The 16,197-nt window shown below is 66.8% G+C and carries 17 protein-coding genes; 4 read left to right on the forward strand and 13 right to left on the reverse strand.

Annotated features, from left to right (window positions below):
- Positions 1-148: 148 nt before the first annotated feature.
- Genes PA6_RS05640 through PA6_RS05675 form a run of 8 tightly spaced genes read right to left on the reverse strand, consistent with a single transcriptional unit; the run spans position 149 to position 8,265 of the window.
- Complete coding sequence (locus tag PA6_RS05640) at positions 149-1,888, reverse strand: GspE/PulE family protein (protein ID WP_021699927.1); 1,740 nt, start codon at positions 1,886-1,888, stop codon at positions 149-151.
- Positions 1,885-3,237, reverse strand: coding sequence for a tetratricopeptide repeat protein (locus PA6_RS05645; RefSeq protein ID WP_021699928.1), 1,353 nt, complete (start codon positions 3,235-3,237; stop codon positions 1,885-1,887). Before PA6_RS05645 ends, PA6_RS05640 begins: the two co-directional genes overlap by 4 nt.
- Positions 3,234-4,166, reverse strand: a complete 933-nt coding sequence (locus PA6_RS05650; protein WP_021699929.1) for an ExeA family protein — start codon at positions 4,164-4,166, stop codon at positions 3,234-3,236. The genes PA6_RS05645 and PA6_RS05650 overlap by 4 nt, the downstream gene beginning before the upstream one ends.
- A gap of 4 nt (positions 4,167-4,170) precedes the next feature.
- Positions 4,171-5,766 (reverse strand): pilus (MSHA type) biogenesis protein MshL, encoded by a 1,596-nt coding sequence (locus PA6_RS05655; protein WP_043216344.1) that lies wholly within the window; start codon positions 5,764-5,766, stop codon positions 4,171-4,173.
- A 5-nt stretch (positions 5,767-5,771) separates the two neighbouring features.
- Positions 5,772-6,086: a hypothetical protein gene (locus tag PA6_RS05660; protein ID WP_021699931.1), complete on the reverse strand. Its 315-nt coding sequence runs from the start codon at positions 6,084-6,086 to the stop codon at positions 5,772-5,774.
- Entirely contained in the window at positions 6,079-6,750 is a 672-nt protein-coding gene (gene gspM / locus PA6_RS05665) for a type II secretion system protein GspM (RefSeq protein WP_021699932.1), read from the reverse strand. The genes PA6_RS05660 and gspM overlap by 8 nt, the downstream gene beginning before the upstream one ends.
- The gene (locus tag PA6_RS05670; RefSeq protein WP_021699933.1) at positions 6,743-7,351 is read right to left on the reverse strand and encodes a PilN domain-containing protein; all 609 of its coding nucleotides are present in this window, start codon (positions 7,349-7,351) and stop codon (positions 6,743-6,745) included. The genes gspM and PA6_RS05670 overlap by 8 nt, the downstream gene beginning before the upstream one ends.
- A complete protein-coding gene (locus PA6_RS05675) occupies positions 7,351-8,265 on the reverse strand; it encodes a type IV pilus biogenesis protein PilM (protein ID WP_237046195.1) in 915 nt (304 codons plus the stop codon). Before PA6_RS05675 ends, PA6_RS05670 begins: the two co-directional genes overlap by 1 nt.
- A gap of 102 nt (positions 8,266-8,367) precedes the next feature.
- On the opposite strand from PA6_RS05675, the gene trmL reads away from it, so the two are divergent.
- Complete coding sequence (gene trmL, locus PA6_RS05680; RefSeq protein WP_021699935.1) at positions 8,368-8,829, forward strand: tRNA (uridine(34)/cytosine(34)/5-carboxymethylaminomethyluridine(34)-2'-O)-methyltransferase TrmL; 462 nt, start codon at positions 8,368-8,370, stop codon at positions 8,827-8,829.
- Positions 8,830-8,874: 45 nt separating this feature from the next.
- Here the strand turns inward: trmL and secB are convergent, their stop codons facing one another.
- The 3 genes from secB to PA6_RS05695 are packed head-to-tail and all read right to left on the reverse strand — an operon-like array spanning position 8,875 to position 10,052.
- On the reverse strand, positions 8,875-9,348 hold the full coding sequence (gene secB / locus PA6_RS05685) for a protein-export chaperone SecB (protein WP_021699936.1): 474 nt from the start codon (positions 9,346-9,348) through the stop codon (positions 8,875-8,877).
- 34 nt (positions 9,349-9,382) lie between these two features.
- Positions 9,383-9,637, reverse strand: a complete 255-nt coding sequence (grxC, locus tag PA6_RS05690; protein ID WP_021699937.1) for a glutaredoxin 3 — start codon at positions 9,635-9,637, stop codon at positions 9,383-9,385.
- A gap of 1 nt (position 9,638) precedes the next feature.
- Positions 9,639-10,052, reverse strand: a complete 414-nt coding sequence (locus tag PA6_RS05695; RefSeq protein WP_021699938.1) for a rhodanese-like domain-containing protein — start codon at positions 10,050-10,052, stop codon at positions 9,639-9,641.
- A gap of 140 nt (positions 10,053-10,192) precedes the next feature.
- Here PA6_RS05695 and gpmI point away from each other — a divergent pair, with 140 nt between their 5' ends.
- From gpmI to PA6_RS05710, 3 genes are all read left to right on the forward strand, one after another.
- Positions 10,193-11,728 carry a 2,3-bisphosphoglycerate-independent phosphoglycerate mutase gene (gene gpmI, locus PA6_RS05700; RefSeq protein WP_021699939.1) on the forward strand — a complete coding sequence of 512 codons (1,536 nt, stop codon included), beginning with the start codon at positions 10,193-10,195 and terminating at the stop codon, positions 11,726-11,728.
- A 107-nt stretch (positions 11,729-11,835) separates the two neighbouring features.
- Positions 11,836-13,080, forward strand: a complete 1,245-nt coding sequence (locus PA6_RS05705; protein WP_021699940.1) for a murein hydrolase activator EnvC family protein — start codon at positions 11,836-11,838, stop codon at positions 13,078-13,080.
- 37 nt (positions 13,081-13,117) lie between these two features.
- Positions 13,118-14,431 carry a S41 family peptidase gene (locus PA6_RS05710; protein ID WP_021699941.1) on the forward strand — a complete coding sequence of 438 codons (1,314 nt, stop codon included), beginning with the start codon at positions 13,118-13,120 and terminating at the stop codon, positions 14,429-14,431.
- Between the two features lie 57 nt (positions 14,432-14,488).
- Here PA6_RS05710 and PA6_RS05715 read toward each other — a convergent pair whose 3' ends face one another.
- Together PA6_RS05715 and PA6_RS05720 are read right to left on the reverse strand one after the other, a co-directional pair.
- Positions 14,489-15,247: a substrate-binding periplasmic protein gene (locus PA6_RS05715; protein ID WP_043216348.1), complete on the reverse strand. Its 759-nt coding sequence runs from the start codon at positions 15,245-15,247 to the stop codon at positions 14,489-14,491.
- Between the two features lie 144 nt (positions 15,248-15,391).
- On the reverse strand, positions 15,392-16,147 hold the full coding sequence (locus tag PA6_RS05720; RefSeq protein WP_021699943.1) for a substrate-binding periplasmic protein: 756 nt from the start codon (positions 16,145-16,147) through the stop codon (positions 15,392-15,394).
- Positions 16,148-16,197: the final 50 nt, after the last annotated feature.

Raw genomic sequence — 16,197 nt, forward strand, 5'->3', positions numbered from 1 at the left:
GAGGGGCTGGGGGCAGCGGCGCCGAAGTGCAATCCGGGAAGCAGGCGGCTCCGGCCCCGGATTGCATCCGGGCTACAGGTGCGCCCTCTCCCCAACCCTCTCCCATGAATGGGAGAGGGAGCGGTGGCTGCCGGTCGCAACCACCCACTCACACCAGCACCTCGTCGGTCAGGGTGGCGCAGACCTTGAGCACCTCTTCCACACTGGTCACCCCGGCCAGGGCGTAGTCCAGCGCGCAGGCGGCCAGCGGTCGGTAGCCGGCGCTGGCCTTGGCCGCCTCGGCGAAGGCCTGAGGATCGCTGCGGCGCAGTGCGGCGATCATCGCCTCGTCCATCTCGAGCAGCTCGTAGACGCCGATACGCCCGGCGTAACCGCTGTTGTGGCACTGGTGGCAACCGGCGCCCAGCTTGAAGGAGCGGCCGGCCAGCGAGGCGCCATACAGGCTCTCCAGCCAGGCCTGCTGCTGCGGCTCGGGATGGTGCTCCTCCATGCAGTTCTCGCACACCCGGCGCACCAGGCGCTGGGCCAGCACGGCATTCAGCGAGGTGGCGACCAGGAAGGGCTCGGCGCCCATATCGACCAGGCGCATGGCCGAGGTCAGGGCGTCATTGGTGTGCAGAGTGGACAGCACCAGGTGGCCGGTGAGCGCGGCACGCAGGCCAATCTCGGCGGTTTCCTGGTCACGCATCTCGCCGATCAGCACGATGTCCGGGTCCTGGCGCAGGGCAGCGCGCAGCACGCGGGCGAAGGTCAGCTCGATCTTGGTGTTGACCTGCACCTGGTTGACCCGCGGCAGACGGTATTCGACCGGGTCCTCCACGGTGATGATCTTCTTCTCCGGGCTGTTCAGCTCGGCGAGGCCCGCATACAGCGTGGTGGTCTTGCCCGAGCCAGTGGGGCCGGTCACCAGCACCATGCCGTAGGGCCGCTGCAACAGGCGCCGGAAGCGCGCCAGCATGTCTGCCGGCATGCCGCCGGCATCCAGGCTGGCGATGCCGGCGCTCTGGTCGAGCAAGCGCATCACCACCGACTCGCCGAATTGCACCGGCATGGTCGACACCCGCACGTCGATGTTGCGGTTCTTCACCCGGATGTTGAAGCGACCGTCCTGCGGCAGGCGCTTCTCGGAGATGTCCAGGCCGGACATGATCTTCAGGCGCATGACCAGCGCCGAGGCGATGCGCTGCTCCTTCATCACCTGCTCGTTGAGCACGCCGTCGATGCGCTGACGGATACGTACCACTCCCTCGTCCGGCTCGATGTGGATGTCCGAGGCCTTCATCTGCACCGCATCCTCGAACAGGGTCTGCAGCAGGCGCACCACCGGCGCGTCGCTGACGTTGTCGGCGCCCAGCTTGGACAGGTCGAAGTCACTGTCCTGCAGCTCGCCTTCCAGCTCGCCGGCGATCGAGGCGATCTCGCTGGTACGCCGGTAGACCAGGTCGAGGGTGGCCAGCAGCTCCGCCTCGCGCACCACCGCCGGGTGCACGCGGGTCTTGAGCAGGCGTTCCATCTCGTCCTGGGCAAACAGATCGAGCGGGTCGGACATGCCGACCAGCACCCCACCGCCCTCGCGCGACAGCGGGATGGCGCGGAAGCGCCGGGCCATGGCCTCCGGCAGGGTCTGCACGAGGTTCTGGTCGAACTTGAAGTGCTTGAGCTCGATAAAGGGAATCTTCAGCTGCTCGGACAACGCGGTGAGCAGCTTGACCTCGGCGACGAAGCCCAGGTCGATCACCGTACGGCCGAGCTTGGAACCGGTGCGTTTCTGCTCCTGCAGAGCCAGCTGCAGCTGTGCCTCGCTGATTAGCCCGGTCTGCACCAGCAGATCGCCCAGGCGGACCTTGCGCTGTGCCAGATCGCCGGACTGGTGACTGTTCTCTGTCATCCTCGACCTCCCAGCGCCGCGGCGCGTTCGCTGGCGAAGCGCCTGGCGCTGTCGTCCAGCCCCGACCCCTGCAGGGCCAGGCGATAGTGACGGGCAGCCTCGGCCGGCTGGTCGAGCTGCTCCAGGGCGATGGCCAGGCCCAGCTGCCAGGTGGCCTGGCCGGGGCGCAGAGCGACCAGCTGCCGATACGACGCGGCGCTCTGCTGCCATTGCCCGGTCTGCTGATAACTGGCGGCCAGCAAGCTGTGATAGGTGGGTTCCTGCACCAGCGCCGGGGCGTTCTGCTCCAGGGTGGCAACGGCCCCCTGGGTGTCGCCGGCCTGCAGCTGGGTGCGCGCCAGCAGCAGGCGCAGCTCGCTGTCCTGCGGCATCTGCGCCAGCTGCGCCGGCAGCCAGCCGAGCAGACGCTGCTGCTGACCGTCGGCCAGGTAGGCGCGAGCTAACCAGCGCAGCACCTCGGGATCGCGCCCACGACTTTGCTGCAGCGCTTCCAGCTCGCGGATGGCCGAGCGGTAATCGCCGGCCGCAATGGCCTGGCGGGCAAGGGTCAGGGCATCGGGACGGTAAGGCTCGATCTTCAGTTCGGGGGCGCTGACCGGCTCGGCTGGCGGCGCCGCCGGCGCGGCATCGGCTGGTGCCACCGGGGCCGTGGCCCAGGCCGGCAGGTCCGGCTCGACTGCCAGCGTCTCGGCCGGCGCGGCGACCGGCAACGGCTCTGCCGCGGGCTGCGCCTCGACCTCGCTGGCGACGTCCGCCAGCGGCACCTCGATCCACAGCAGCCAGCGCTCACCGGCGGGCTCCAGGCGGTCACGCACCTCCAGCTCGCCAGCGAGGCCGACCAGCAGCACCTGCACGTCGGCGCCCTGCTGCTCGACACGCCAGGACAGGCTGCGCCCATTGCGCTGCAGGCGCCCGGACTGCGCCTCCCCCGCGAGCTGCAGGCCAGGCAGACGCAGGCTGACCGCGCCACTTTCCTCAGTGCGCTGGTAAGGCACCGAGCGCTCCAGCAGCAGTTGCAGGGTCAGGCCACGGGCATCGTGCTGCGGCAACACCTCCAGCAGGCGCGGCGCACTCACCACGGGGGCCGCAACCACCGGCGCCGCGGGCTTGGGCACGACGCCGCCCCAGGGAATCTGGCCGTTGACCACCCGGCCGATCATCATGCCGACCAGCACGGCGATCAGCATCACCGCCATGAACCAGATGGAACCGCGGCGCAGGCGCTCGATACGCTCGCGGCGCGCCGCGGCGGCCTCGTCCACCGCCTGCAGGCCTTCCAGCGCCAGGCGCTCGGCGGGGGCGGCGCGACGCTCCTCGAGGTCGCGCAGCATGTCGTTGACCAGGCTCATGGCAGCAACTCCCGCCACTGGCCAAGCCAGGGCCAGGCACCGACCAGCGCCAGCAGTGACAGGCTCACGGCCGCCAGCCCCCAGCCGAACCAGGCCGGGCGGCGCGCCAGGAACGGTTGCGCGCCCTCGGTATCCAGCTGGGCGCGCCGCACATGAGCGGGACTCACCTGCCGGCGACCTTCGCCGAACGCCACCATCAGCGCCTTGTGCGCGAGGATATTGATCAGCCGCGGGATGCCACCGCTGCCGCGCACCAGGCGGCGAATGGCGCGCGGCGCGAACAGCGGCTCGCCACGGTAGCCGGCCACGGCCAGGCGTTCGTTGATATAGCGGGTACAGTCCTTCACGTCGAGCGGGCGCAACTGGTAGGAAAAGGTGATGCGCTGGCGCAGCTGGCGGAACTCGTCACGCGCCAGGGTGGCATCCAGTTCCGGCTGGCCGAACAGCACCACCTGCAGCAGCTTGGCCTGCTCGGTCTCCAGATTGGTCAGCAGGCGCAGCGCCTCCAGAGTGGCGGTTGGCAGCGCTTGCGCCTCGTCGATCAGCAGCACCGTGCTGCGGCCTTCGGCGGCCAGCTCGATCAGCCGGCAGTGCAGGACATCGAGCACACCCTGGGCATCCAGCTCGTCGAGGTTCTCCACCAGCAGTTCGCGGGCCAGGGCCTGACGCAGGCCGACCGGGCTCATGCCGGGGTTGGGCAGGTAGGCCAGCTGGTAACGCTCGGCCGGCAGCGTGTTGAGCAGCGCACGGCACAGCAGGGTCTTGCCGGTGCCGACCTCGCCAGTCACCTTGATGAAACCCTCGCCTTCGCCCAGGGCGACGCGCAGCAGGTTGAGGCAGGCCTGATAAGGCGCCAACTGCACCAGGAAGCCGGTGTTGGGCGTCAGCGCGAAAGGTTTCTCGCGCAGGCCGAAGAAGGCCTCGTACATCGCCTTACCTCAGTTCCTTGAAAGATTCCGCGCTGCGCCGGATTTCATCCAGCCACACCTCGTCGCTGACCACCTGGGGGCGCATGAGGATGACCAGCTCGCTCTTCTGCATGGCCTTGCGCTGCTGCTTGAACAGGTTGCCGACGATGGGCAGGGTGCTGGCCCAGGGCACTTCGGAGTCGGTGTTTTCGTTGTTGTTCTGCAGCAGGCCCCCGATCACCACCACCTGGCCGCTGCGTGCACGCACGATGGAGTCGGACTGGCGCGAGGTGGACAGCGCCAGCGGTAGGTTGAACACATTGTCCTCGCCGAGCACGATGGTCTTGTTCTGGTCCTGCACGCGGCTCACGGTGGGGCGCACGTGCAGGGTCACCACGTCGTTCTGGTCGATCTGCGGGGTGACGTCCAGCGAGATACCGGAGAAGAACGGCGTCAGGGTCACGTCTTGGGTCGGCTGGGTGACCCCGGCCACGGTGGAGGTGCTGCTGTTGGAGGAAACGTCGGTGACGAAGAATTCGTCGGTACCGACCTTGATCACCGCCTTCTGATTGTTCAGCGTGGAAATGCGCGGGCTGGACAGCACCCGCACCTCGCCCTGGGTCTGCAGCAGCTGGATCAGCCCGGTGAAGTCACCGAGGTTGAGAATGCCGCTGAATACTCCGCCGATGCCGTCGGGGCCGGTCAGGTTCTCGCCATCGAGCACACCGCCGACCTCGCTGCCGATCTGGCTCCAGCTGATGCCGGCCTGGAAACCGTCCTTGAGCTGCACTTCGAGGATCTTGGTCTCCAGCACCACCTGACGCTGCAGGTTGCGCTGGGCCTGTTCGAGGAAGCGCGCGACGTTCTCCTGGTCGGCGCTGCTGGCGCGCACCACCAGCAGGCTGGCCTGCGGGTTGACCACCACACTGTTGCCTTCCTCGCCGCCGACGACGGCGCGCACCACACCCTCAATCTCCTTCCAGAAATCGACGTTGCTGGTGGTGATCACCTTGCTGGCATTGAGCGTGGTCACCGAGCGGTCGCTGCTGGTGCTGCCGCTGCTGTCCGAACTGGTGTCGGTCTCGGAGCTCTCCACCTGACCCGAGCTGACCCGCGTATCCGACTCGCCAAGGCGCTGCAGATTGAGGTAGTTGAGGTCGTAACTGCGGGTCACTTTCTCGTTCGGCAGGATCTGGTAACCGTAGCTGGTGTGGCGGAAGTCATAGCCATAGCTGTCGCGCACGGCGGCGAGCACTTCCTCGAGGGTCACCCGGCGCAGGCTGAACGTGATGTTGCCGCTCACGGCGGGGTGCACCACCAGGTTCTGCCCGGCGCTCTCCATCAGGCTGAGGAAGAAATCGCGGGCCGGCATGTCCTTGGCGGCCACGTCGAAGCGCGGCCCGCCGGCAAACACGGAACTGCTCAGGGGCGGCAACAGCGCGGCCTGTACCGCCGGCGGCGGGGTCACCTTGGCGCTGGTCTGGGCCTGTTGCAGGCTCTCGTCGAGCAGCTTGCCGCTCTGCTCGTAGAGCTGCTTGTCGCCATCGATGAAGGTCTGGCAGGCACTGAGCAGGAAGGCCAGGCCCAGCAGCAGGCCGCGTTTCGGCAGGGTCGGAGTCATCGGCATCATCGGCTCGGTTTGATTACGGGTTCGACCAGGCGCAGCAGTTCGCGCTGGCCCTGGCGTTCGATCAGTACGGCATGCGGCTGGATGGCCAGGATGCGCACGCCGCCATGTTCCTGGCCGACGCGCAGGGTCTGGCCGTCGATCACCGCGCGGCTGCCCTGGGCACCGCGCAGGATGGCCTGCAACTGCAGTGCGGCCGGCGCTGCTGTGGCATCCACCGCAGGCAGCAGGTCGGCCGGCGGCCGGGTCGGGTCGACGGTCGCGTGTGCGCTGGCGCAGCCCAGCAGCAGGACGAAGAGCAAGGTTCTAGACACCGACCCATCCCGCCTTGCGGCTCAAGGTGAAGAGTTTCAGGCTGATCTTCGCCCGCCCCGGGCCGGCTTCGCCGACGCGGTAGTCGAGGCTGTCCCAGTTCAGCTTCCAACCGCTGGCGTGGACCGCCTGCAGATACTGCAGCAGGTCGAAATAGCCGCCCTCGAGCTGCAGCACCAGGCCGTGTCGGTACAGCACCGTCGGCAGCTCCGTCTTGGTGGCGCCGGTCGATGTCGCTGCCGAGGCCTCGGCCAGGCGTACCGGCTCGCTGAAGCTCTGCATGCCGGTCAGACTCAGCCCCTGCTGGGCCTGCAGCAGGCTCTGCAGCACGGCTTTCATCTTTTCCGGGGTGATCAGCGCGGCGGTGCCTTCGTCGATCTGCCGCAGCAGCGCCTCGCGGTCGGCCGATGCCGCCAGCAGGGCACTGCGATAGGGAATGTTGGGGTCGGCGGCGAGCCTGGCCTTGAGTTCTTCCAGGCCGACGGCGGCCTCGGCGCTACGCCCTTCGGCCAGGCGGATGGACGATTCCGTGCGCGCCACCGCTGCGCTCAGCGGGTCGCCGACCAGCAGCAGATAGAGCATGCCGAGCAGCGCCAGGCCGACGCCATAGGTCAGCCACTGCTCACGCGGCGCCATGCCCTGCCAGCGTTGCAGCCACTTATTCATCGGCCTTCTCCTGATCGGCGGGACGCGAAGACAGGTCGAAGTCGAGCAGGCCATCCTCGCCCCGCTCGACATCCAGGCGCGCAAACTCGCGCCCGCTGAATACCGGGCTGCGCCCCAGCGCGTCGAGGTAGCCGGGCAGCAACTGCTGGCTCTGCGCGCGACCCTGCAGGCGCAGCTGGGTGCCGCCCTGATCCAGATGGATGCCGGTCAGCCACAGGCGCCCCTGCGGATGATGCTCGGCCAGGGCCTGCAGCGGCGCGACGAAACCGGCGTTCTGCTGTTCGGCCAGCACCCGCAGGTAATTCAGCAGCCCCTGCAGCTGACTGTTCTCCGCCTGGCGCGCAGCGACTTCGGTGGGCAACTGCGGATCGAGCTGCGGCTCGACAAAGCCGGCTTTGGCCGTGGCCAGCAGGCTCTCCTGCTCGCCAGCCTGCGCCTCGGCCAGCAGCAGTTGCTGCCGCGCATCGCGCAGCTGCCAGTACTGCCAGCCGGCATGCAGTAGGCAGAACAGCGCCAGCAGAGCCAGGCCGAGGAGCATGTGCGTCTGCCGAGGGCCGCCGCGACGGCGCCGCTCGACCTGGTAAAGGTTGAGGTTCTGCATCAGTCGGCCTCCTGACGCAGGGCTGCGCCGACCGCGGTCATGCAGTAGGCCTGCTGCACGGTATCCAGCTCAGCGCTGGCCTGGCCGGGGAACAGCTCGCGCAGGTCCAGCGCCTGCAGCTTGACCGCCAGGCCGCCGCCCATGGCCTGCTGCACGGCAGCGCCATCGCGCTTGCTCGGCAACAGCAACAGACGATTGATATAGCCCTTGCCCAGCTGGCTCTCGAAGTAGTCGAGCGAGCGCTGGATCTCCAGGGTCAGGGTGCCGTAGTCGCCGGCGGCGCCATCCAGGCCATGCTCGATACGCCGCGCCATGTACAGGTCGGCACCGTTCTGCACACTGATCAGGCCCTCGCTGGAGCGCAGCCGCAGCAGGGCGACGTTCATGCCTTCGGCACCCGCCAGCAGGCCGAGGTTGCGGAAGGCCATCTCGGTGACATCGATGCTGCGCAGGCGCAGACCGGCTTGCCGGAAGAGATCACCCCAGGCCTGCATGCGCGCCTTGCTCAGCACGGCGCAGTAGGCCATGCGTGAACGGCCGCGATAGGCGTCGTCGGGCAGGCAGAAGGCATCCACCACCACCTGCTCCAGCGGCTCGGCAATCAGGTCCTTGACCCGCCAGCGCATGGCATCGCGCAATTCCTCGGCGGGCACGTCGGGAGCATCGAGCAGGAGCATCTGGTAGGTCGCGGGGTGCAACACCAGGTTGACCGGCATGTCACCCAGGGCGCGCTCGGCCACCAGGCTCTTCAGCAGCGCCGGCTGCTCGGCGGGGGTCGCCTGGCGAAACAGGCAGTCGAGCAGGCGCGGCGCCTCACCGGGCAAGCGCTGCACGCGCGCCAGCGCTATGCCTTCCGGGCCGGTTTCGATGCCCAGCAGGCCGTCCGCTGTAGTTCTTCTTTTCGCGAACCACACCAACTGCAAATCCCCCTGCGTCCTGCCGTCGCCGCCCTGCATGGGCCAGTCGCGTCAGGTGCATTGTAGAATGGTGGCTACAGACCTAGCTGAGCCCGATCAATGTTCCATGTCGTCCTGTTCCAGCCGGAGATTCCTCCGAACACCGGCAACATCATCCGCCTCTGCGCCAACACGGGCTGCCATCTGCATCTGATCGAGCCGCTGGGCTTCGAGCTGGACGACAAGCGCCTGCGTCGGGCCGGACTGGACTACCACGAATACGCGACATTAAAGCGCCACTATTCCTTGGCCGACTGTATCACGTCTGTTCAGCCCGACAGAATCTTGGCATTCACCACCAAAGCTAGTCACAGCTACGCACAAATGGAATACCGCGCCGGCGACATGCTGCTGTTCGGCCCGGAAAGTCGCGGCCTGCCCGCCGAGGTGCTGGAGCAGTTTCCTGACGAACGCCGCCTGCGCATGCCGATGCGCCCGCAATGCCGCAGCCTGAATCTGTCGAATGCGGTGGCCGTGGTGGTCTATGAGGCCTGGCGCCAGCTGGATTTCGCCGGTTCCTGAAACGCAAAAGCCGCCCGAAGGCGGCTTTGTCCTGCCGGCAGCCGATCAGGCCTGGGCAGACTGCTGCTGGCGCTGCAGTTCCTGGGCATACAGGGCGTCGAAGTTCACCGGCGACAGCATCAGGGCCGGGAACGAACCGCGGATCACCAGGCCGTCCAGCGCCTCGCGGGCGTAGGGGAACAGGATGTTCGGGCAGAACGCGCCGAGGGTGTGGCCCATGGAGGCGGGGTCCAGACCCTTGATCAGGAAGATGCCAGCCTGCTGCACTTCGGCGATGAAGGCGATTTCCTCACCGGTCTTCACGGTCACGGACAGGGTCAGCACCACTTCGTGGAAGTCGCCATCGAGCTGCTTCTGCTTGGTGTTGAGATCCAGGCCCACACTCGGCGCCCACTCCTGACGGAAGATTTCCGGGCTCTTCGGCGCTTCGAAGGACAGGTCCTTCACATAGATGCGCTGCAGGGAAAATTGCGGCCCTTCGTTGTTCTGGGCGGCGCCGTTGTTCGCTTGTTCGGTCATGGCTGTTCTTCTTGTTGCGGGTTGCTGAAAGGGTTCAGGCCTGCAGCAGCGCGTCGAGCTTGCCGGCGCGCTCCAGGGCGTAGAGGTCGTCGCAGCCACCGACATGGGTGCTGCCGATCCAGATCTGCGGTACCGAGGTGCGCCCGGCCTTGCGGCTCATCTCGGCACGCACATCGGGCTGGCCGTCCACGCTGATCTCGCGGAACGCCACGCCCTTGCTGGTCAACAGTTGCTTGGCGCGAATGCAGTAGGGGCACCAGGCACTGGAGTAGACGAGGACCTCGGGCATGTCACTTAACTACCGGCAGGTTGTCGCCGCGCCAGCTGGCGATGCCGCCGCCCAGTTTGGCCGCGGTGTAGCCGGCCTTCTTCAGGTCGCGGGCGACCATGCCGGCGTGCTGGCCCATGGCATCGACCACGATGATGGTCTTGGCCTTGTGCTTCTCCAGCTCGACCATGCGTTCGGCCAGCTTGTCGAAGGGAATGTTCAGCGCATCGACGATGTGGCCGCTGCTGAAGTCCTTGTGGTTGCGCACATCCAGCACCACGCCCTGCTCACTGTTGACCAGCGCCGTCAGCTCGCGGCTGCTCAGGCTCTTGCCGCCCTTGCGCAGCTCGGTGACGATCAGGAGCACCAGCAGGAACACGAAGCATCCGCTCAGTACATAGTGGTTAGTGGCAAATTCAATCAGGTGGGCCAACATCGCGCGGTTCCATAGCCTTAAAATGGCGGCCAGTATACACAGCCCCACAGGTCGGCCAAGCCCCGCCCAGCGGTGACGCGGCGGGCCTGCATCGGTAAAATGCGCGACCTTTTTTGATCACCACGAGCGAGCCAGCCGCCATGAGCGCAACGCCCAAACCCCTGGTCCTGATCATCCTCGATGGCTTCGGCCACAGCGAGAACCCCGAGCACAACGCCATCTACGCGGCGCAGACCCCGGTCTACGACCGCTTGCGCGCCACCTACCCGCATGGCCTGATCTCCGGCTCGGGCATGGACGTCGGCCTGCCGGACGGGCAGATGGGCAACTCCGAGGTCGGCCACATGAACCTCGGCGCCGGCCGCGTGGTGTACCAGGACCTCACCCGGGTGACCAAGGCCATCCGCGACGGCGAGTTCTTCGACAACGCCGAGATCACCAAGGCTGTGGACCAGGCCGTCGGCGCCGGCAAGGCCGTGCACATCCTCGGCCTGCTGTCCGACGGCGGCGTGCACAGCCACCAGGACCACCTGGTCGCCATGGCCGAGCTGGCCGCCCAGCGCGGCGCCGAGAAGATCTACCTGCACGCCTTCCTCGACGGCCGCGACACCCCGCCGAAGTCGGCGCAGCCGTCCATCGAGCTGCTCGACGCCACCTTCGCCAGGCTGGGCAAGGGCCGCATCGCCAGCCTCACCGGCCGCTACTTCGCCATGGACCGAGACAACCGCTGGGACCGCGTCGAGCAGGCCTACCACCTGATCGTCGACGGCCAGGGCCAGTTCAATGCCGCCAGCGCCGTCGGAGGCCTGCAGGCCGCCTACGCCCGCGACGAGAGCGACGAGTTCGTCAAAGCCACCACCATCGGCGAGCCGGTGAAGGTCGAAGACGGCGATGCCATCGTCTTCATGAACTTCCGCGCCGACCGCGCCCGGGAGCTGACTCGCGCCTTCGTCGAGGCCGACTTCAACGAGTTCCAGCGCCGGCGCGTGCCGCAACTGGCAGGCTTCGTCATGCTCACCCAGTATGCGGCCAGCATTCCGGCGCCCAGCGCCTACAAGCCGGAAGCGCTGACCAACGTGCTCGGCGAGTACCTGGCCAACAACGGAAAAACCCAGCTGCGCATCGCCGAGACCGAGAAGTACGCCCACGTCACCTTCTTCTTCTCCGGCGGCCGCGAAGAGCCCTTCGCCGGCGAAGAGCGCATCCTGATCCCCTCGCCGAACGTCGCCACCTACGACATGAAGCCGGAGATGAGCGCGCCGGAAGTCACCGACAGGATCGTCGACGCCATCGAGCACCAGCGTTATGACGTGATCATCGTCAACTACGCCAACGGCGACATGGTCGGCCACACCGGCGTGTTCGAGGCGGCGGTCAAGGCCGTGGAGACCCTCGACAGCTGCGTCGGCCGCATCGTCGAGGCGCTGGACAAGGTCGGCGGCGAAGCGCTGATCACCGCCGACCACGGCAACGTCGAGCAGATGGAAGACGAATGCACCGGCCAGGCGCATACCGCGCACACCTGCGAGCCGGTGCCCTTCATCTATGTCGGCAAGCGCCCGGCGACCATCCGCGAAGGCGGCGTGCTGGCCGACGTGGCACCGACCCTGCTGACCCTGATGGGCATGCCGGTGCCGGCAGAAATGACCGGCAAGACCATCGTCCAGCTGCAATAACCCGGAGTAATCCGTGAAGCGCTCGCCGGCTGCCGCCTGCGGGCGTTTTTTTTGCGCCACACCGCGGGCATACTAGGCCCTTCTTCGCTCCAGGTGCCGCACCCTCCATGTTCCGCGCCCTCGCCCTCGTTCTCCTCGCCAGCCTGACCGTCCCGGCCTTTGCCGACGACAAGGCGCAAACCCAGAAGCAGCTGGAAGCCGCCCGTGCCGACGTGGCCGAGCTGAAGAAGCTGCTGGAAAAGCTGCAGCAGGAGAAATCCGGCGTGCAGAAGGAACTGCAGCGCACCGAGAAGGAAATGGGCGGCCTGGAGAAACAGGTCAAGGGCCTCGAAGGCGAGCTGAAAAAGAGCGAGGAGGAGCTCAAGCGCCTCGATCAGGAGAAAAAAAAACTCCAGCAATCGCGCCTTGAACAGCAACGCCTGATCGCCATCCAGGCCCGCGCCGCCTACCAGAGCGGCCAGCAGGAACCCCTGCGACTGTTGCTCAACCAGCAACAGCCGGAACAGTTCGCCCGCACCCTCAGCTACTACGACTACCTGGGCAAGGCCCGGGTCGAACAGCTCGACGCCTTCAACGAAACCCTGCGTCAGCTGGCCAATGTGGAAAGCGACATCGCCAACCAGCAGAGCCAGCTGCTGGCACAGAAAAGCTCCCTCGACAGCCGCCGCAGCGAGCTGGCCGAGGTGCGCAAGCAACGCCAGGCGGCACTGGCCAAGCTGAACAAGGAATACGGCGCCGGCGACCGCAAGCTCAAGGCCCGCGAGCAGGAACAGGCCGAGCTCGCCCGCGTGCTCAAGACCATCGAGGAAACCCTCGCCCGCCAGGCCCGCGAAGCCGAGGAGGCGCGCCGCCTGGCCGCCCTGGAAGCCCAGCAGGCCCGCGACCCGAACCGCAAGCCGCTGCCGCTGGGGCCCGCGGTGTCGAGCGAGGGCGCCAGCTTCGGCGGCCCGTTCGCTAAGGCCAAGGGCAAGCTGCCCTGGCCGGTCAACGGCCGCCTGGTCGCGCGCTACGGCTCGCCACGCGCCGGCGACGCCCGCGCCACCTGGGACGGCGTGCTGATCGGCGCCAGCGCCGGCAGCCAGGTGCATGCCGTGCACGGCGGCCGCGTGGTGTTCGCCGACTGGTTGCGCGGTGCCGGCCTTCTGGTCATTCTCGACCACGGCAATGGCTACCTGAGCCTGTACGGCCATAATCAAAGCCTGCTCAAGGACGCCGGTGACATCGTCAGCGCCGGCGAAGCCATCGCCACGGTCGGCACCAGCGGTGGCCAGGACACCCCGGCGCTGTACTTCGCCATCCGCCAGCAGGGCCGCCCCAGCGACCCGGCTCAGTGGTGCCGCGCTCAGGGATGACAGCCGAGGCTGTCGCCTCATCATTTTGGGAGTTCACATGCAGCAATTCCGTCGCCTCACCCCCCTCGCCCTGGCTCTTGGCCTGATGCTCGGCAGCCCCACCCTGCTGGCTGCCGAGGCTGTCGAAGTGCCAGCCGTCGAAGCCGTGAACGGCAAGGCGCCGCTGCCACTGGAGGAGCTGCGCACCTTCGCCGAGGTGATGGACCGCATCAAGGCGGCCTATGTGGAACCGGTGGACGACAAGACCCTGCTGGAGAATGCCATCAAGGGCATGCTCGGCAACCTCGACCCACACTCCGCCTACCTGGAGCCCGAAGCCTTCGCCGAGCTGCAGGAAAGCACCAGCGGCGAGTTCGGCGGCCTCGGCATCGAAGTCGGCACCGAGGATGGCTTCATCAAGGTGGTGTCGCCGATCGACGACACCCCCGCGTCCAAAGCCGGCATCCAGCCGGGCGACCTGATCGTCAAGATCGATGGCCAGCCGACCAAGGGCCTGTCGCTAATGGAAGCGGTGGACAAGATGCGCGGCAAGGCCGGCAGCAAGATCAACCTGACCCTGGTACGCGAGGGCGGCAAACCCTTCGACGTGGAGCTGACCCGCGCCGTGATCAAGGTCAAGAGCGTGCGCAGCCAGCTACTGGAAGACGGTTACGGACTGATCCGCATCAGCCAGTTCCAGGTCAACACCGGCGAGGAGGTGGGCAAGGCCCTGGCCAAGCTGCGCAAGGACAACGGCAAGAAGCTGCGCGGCCTGGTCCTGGACCTGCGCAACAACCCTGGCGGCGTGCTGCAGGCAGCGGTGGAAGTGGCCGACCACTTCCTCAAGAAGGGCCTGATCGTCTACACCGAAGGCCGCATCGCCAACTCCGAGCTGCGTTTCAATGCCGACCCGGCGGACGCCAGCGAAGGCGTACCGCTGGTGGTGCTGATCAACGGTGGCAGCGCCTCGGCCTCGGAGATCGTCGCCGGTGCCCTGCAGGACCACAAGCGCGGCGTGCTGATGGGCACCGACAGCTTCGGCAAAGGCTCGGTGCAGACGGTGCTGCCGCTGAACAACGACCGCGCCCTGAAGCTCACCACCGCGCTGTACTTCACTCCCAACGGGCGCTCCATCCAGGCCCAGGGCATCGTCCCGGACATCGAGGTGGCACGCGCCAAGCTGACCCGCGAGGACGGCGGCGAGCTGATCAAGGAAGCCGACCTGGCCGGCCACCTGGGCAACGGCAACGGCGGTGCGGACAAACCCAGCGGCAGCAAGCAGCAACAGGCCCCGCGTCCGCAGGACGATGACTACCAGCTGAGCCAGGCACTCAACCTGCTCAAGGGGCTGAACGTCACCCGCGGCGAGTAACCCGCGGCGCAGAAACAAAAAACCCGGGCTTGCCCGGGTTTTTCATGCGCGGCGCGCTTACTGCACGTAGCTCTGGAAGATCTGGTCGACCCTGCCGCTGGCGCGCAGTTCGTCCAGCGCCTTTTGCAGGCGCTCGACCACCTCGTCCGGGGTTTCCGGGTTCAGGGCCAGGTACAGCTGGGCGCTGTCGAAGCGCAGCACGGTCTTCAGGCCGGTGATGCCTTCCTGCTTGGCCAGGTAGCGGCCGGCGGGGTCGCCAGTGGCCCACAGGTCGATCTTGCCTTCCTGCAGCTTGTGCGCGTTTTCCTGGTCGCGCAGCGAACTGATCGGCTCCAGGCCCTGCTTGCGCAGGTGCTCGTCGATGGCGTCGCCCTTGTAGGCGCCGACGCGGTAGGACTTGGCCTGCTCCAGGCTGATCAGACTGATGCTGCTGTCGGCACGGGCCAGCATCACCCAGTCATCCGGGCCGATCGGGCCGACCCACTTGAACAGCTTCTCCCGCTCGGGCAGCTTGGCCGCGACAAACACGGCGTGATTTGCGTTCTCCAGGGCCATCTTGTAGATGCGCGCCCAGGGGAAACGCAGGGTCATGTGGTAGTTGATGCCGGCCTTCTTGAACGTCTCGCGCACCACCTCCACGGCGATGCCTTCGAGGTTTTCCTCGCGAGCGTAGTTCTTGCCGTTATTGGCCATGTTGTAGGGCGGGAAGTTCTCGGTGAGCAACACCACCTTGTAATCGGCGGGCAGCTCGGCGCGCACCACAGAGGAGAACAGCAGGCCTACGCCCAGCAACAGCATGCTCAGTCGCTTCAACAGCATATCCGTATCCTTGACAGTCGGGGACGCCCGCGGCGCAACGGCATCGCCAACCCGGGGGCGGCCAAAGGGTAGCAGAAGCGCGCTGGGAAACGCAGTACCGGCGGCCAGCCGCCGGTACTGTGGCGGTTGGCCGCCGGGGTATTACAGGTAGCTGCTGGTGATTTCGTCGACGAAACCTTCGTTGCGCAGCTCGTCCAGCGCCTTCTGCAGGCGTTCGACCACCTCGTCCGGCGTCTCCTTGTTCAGCGCCAGGAACAGCTCGGCACTGTTGAAGCGCAGCACGACCTGCAGCCCGCTGGCGCCTTCCTGCTTGGCGATGTAGCGGCCGACCGGGTCGGTGGTGGCCCACAGGTCGATCTTGCCGCTCATCAGCTTGGCCACGTTCTCCTGGTCACGCAGGGAGTTATCCGGCTTCAGCCCCTTGCTTTCCAGGTGCTGGCTGACGGCATCGTTCTTGTAGGCACCGATCTTGTACTTGGCGGCCTCTTCCAGGCTGCCGACCTTGATGGTGCTGCCCGGCGCGGCGAGCAGTACCCACTCGCTCTTGGCCAGCGGCCCGACCCATTTGAACAGCGGCTTGCGCTCGTCCGTGTAGGTGGTGGAGAACAGGCCGTAGTTGGGCTTGTCCAGGGTCAGTCGGTAGATGCGGTCCCAGGGGAAGCGCAGGCTCAGGTTGTAGCCGATACCGGCGCGTTTGAAGACCTCACGCACCAGATCGGCGCTGATGCCGTCGATGTTGTCGTCGCGGGCGAAGTTCTTCTCGTCGATGGCCATGTTGAACGGCGGGAAGTTCTCCGTCAGCAGGATCACCTTGTAATCGTCGGACAGCTCGGCATGCGCGCCGCCGGCCAGTAACAGCAGGCCGCACAGCAGCCCCTTGTGCAGATACTTCAACATTGCAGTACAGCTCCAGATTTATGGTTGTTTGGGCGACTTCTCTGCAAGTG

It is taken from the genome of Aquipseudomonas alcaligenes NBRC 14159, assembly GCF_000467105.1.
Taxonomy (GTDB): Bacteria; Pseudomonadota; Gammaproteobacteria; order Pseudomonadales; family Pseudomonadaceae; genus Aquipseudomonas; species Aquipseudomonas alcaligenes.

Excerpts from the sequence above, each read along its gene's own strand:
- PA6_RS05670 (WP_021699933.1), bottom strand. The coding sequence starts at position 7,351 with ATGCAGAACCTCAACCTTTACCAGGTCGAGCGGCGCCGTCGCGGCGGC.
- PA6_RS05655 (WP_043216344.1), bottom strand. The coding sequence starts at position 5,766 with ATGACTCCGACCCTGCCGAAACGCGGCCTGCTGCTGGGCCTGGCCTTC.
- secB (WP_021699936.1), bottom strand. The coding sequence starts at position 9,348 with ATGACCGAACAAGCGAACAACGGCGCCGCCCAGAACAACGAAGGGCCG.
- gpmI (WP_021699939.1), top strand. The coding sequence starts at position 10,193 with ATGAGCGCAACGCCCAAACCCCTGGTCCTGATCATCCTCGATGGCTTC.
- PA6_RS05650 (WP_021699929.1), bottom strand. The coding sequence starts at position 4,166 with ATGTACGAGGCCTTCTTCGGCCTGCGCGAGAAACCTTTCGCGCTGACG.
- PA6_RS05720 (WP_021699943.1), bottom strand. The coding sequence starts at position 16,147 with ATGTTGAAGTATCTGCACAAGGGGCTGCTGTGCGGCCTGCTGTTACTG.
- trmL (WP_021699935.1), top strand. The coding sequence starts at position 8,368 with ATGTTCCATGTCGTCCTGTTCCAGCCGGAGATTCCTCCGAACACCGGC.
- grxC (WP_021699937.1), bottom strand. The coding sequence starts at position 9,637 with ATGCCCGAGGTCCTCGTCTACTCCAGTGCCTGGTGCCCCTACTGCATT.
- PA6_RS05710 (WP_021699941.1), top strand. The coding sequence starts at position 13,118 with ATGCAGCAATTCCGTCGCCTCACCCCCCTCGCCCTGGCTCTTGGCCTG.
- PA6_RS05640 (WP_021699927.1), bottom strand. The coding sequence starts at position 1,888 with ATGACAGAGAACAGTCACCAGTCCGGCGATCTGGCACAGCGCAAGGTC.
- gspM (WP_021699932.1), bottom strand. The coding sequence starts at position 6,750 with ATGAATAAGTGGCTGCAACGCTGGCAGGGCATGGCGCCGCGTGAGCAG.
- PA6_RS05695 (WP_021699938.1), bottom strand. The coding sequence starts at position 10,052 with ATGTTGGCCCACCTGATTGAATTTGCCACTAACCACTATGTACTGAGC.
- PA6_RS05645 (WP_021699928.1), bottom strand. The coding sequence starts at position 3,237 with ATGAGCCTGGTCAACGACATGCTGCGCGACCTCGAGGAGCGTCGCGCC.
- PA6_RS05705 (WP_021699940.1), top strand. The coding sequence starts at position 11,836 with ATGTTCCGCGCCCTCGCCCTCGTTCTCCTCGCCAGCCTGACCGTCCCG.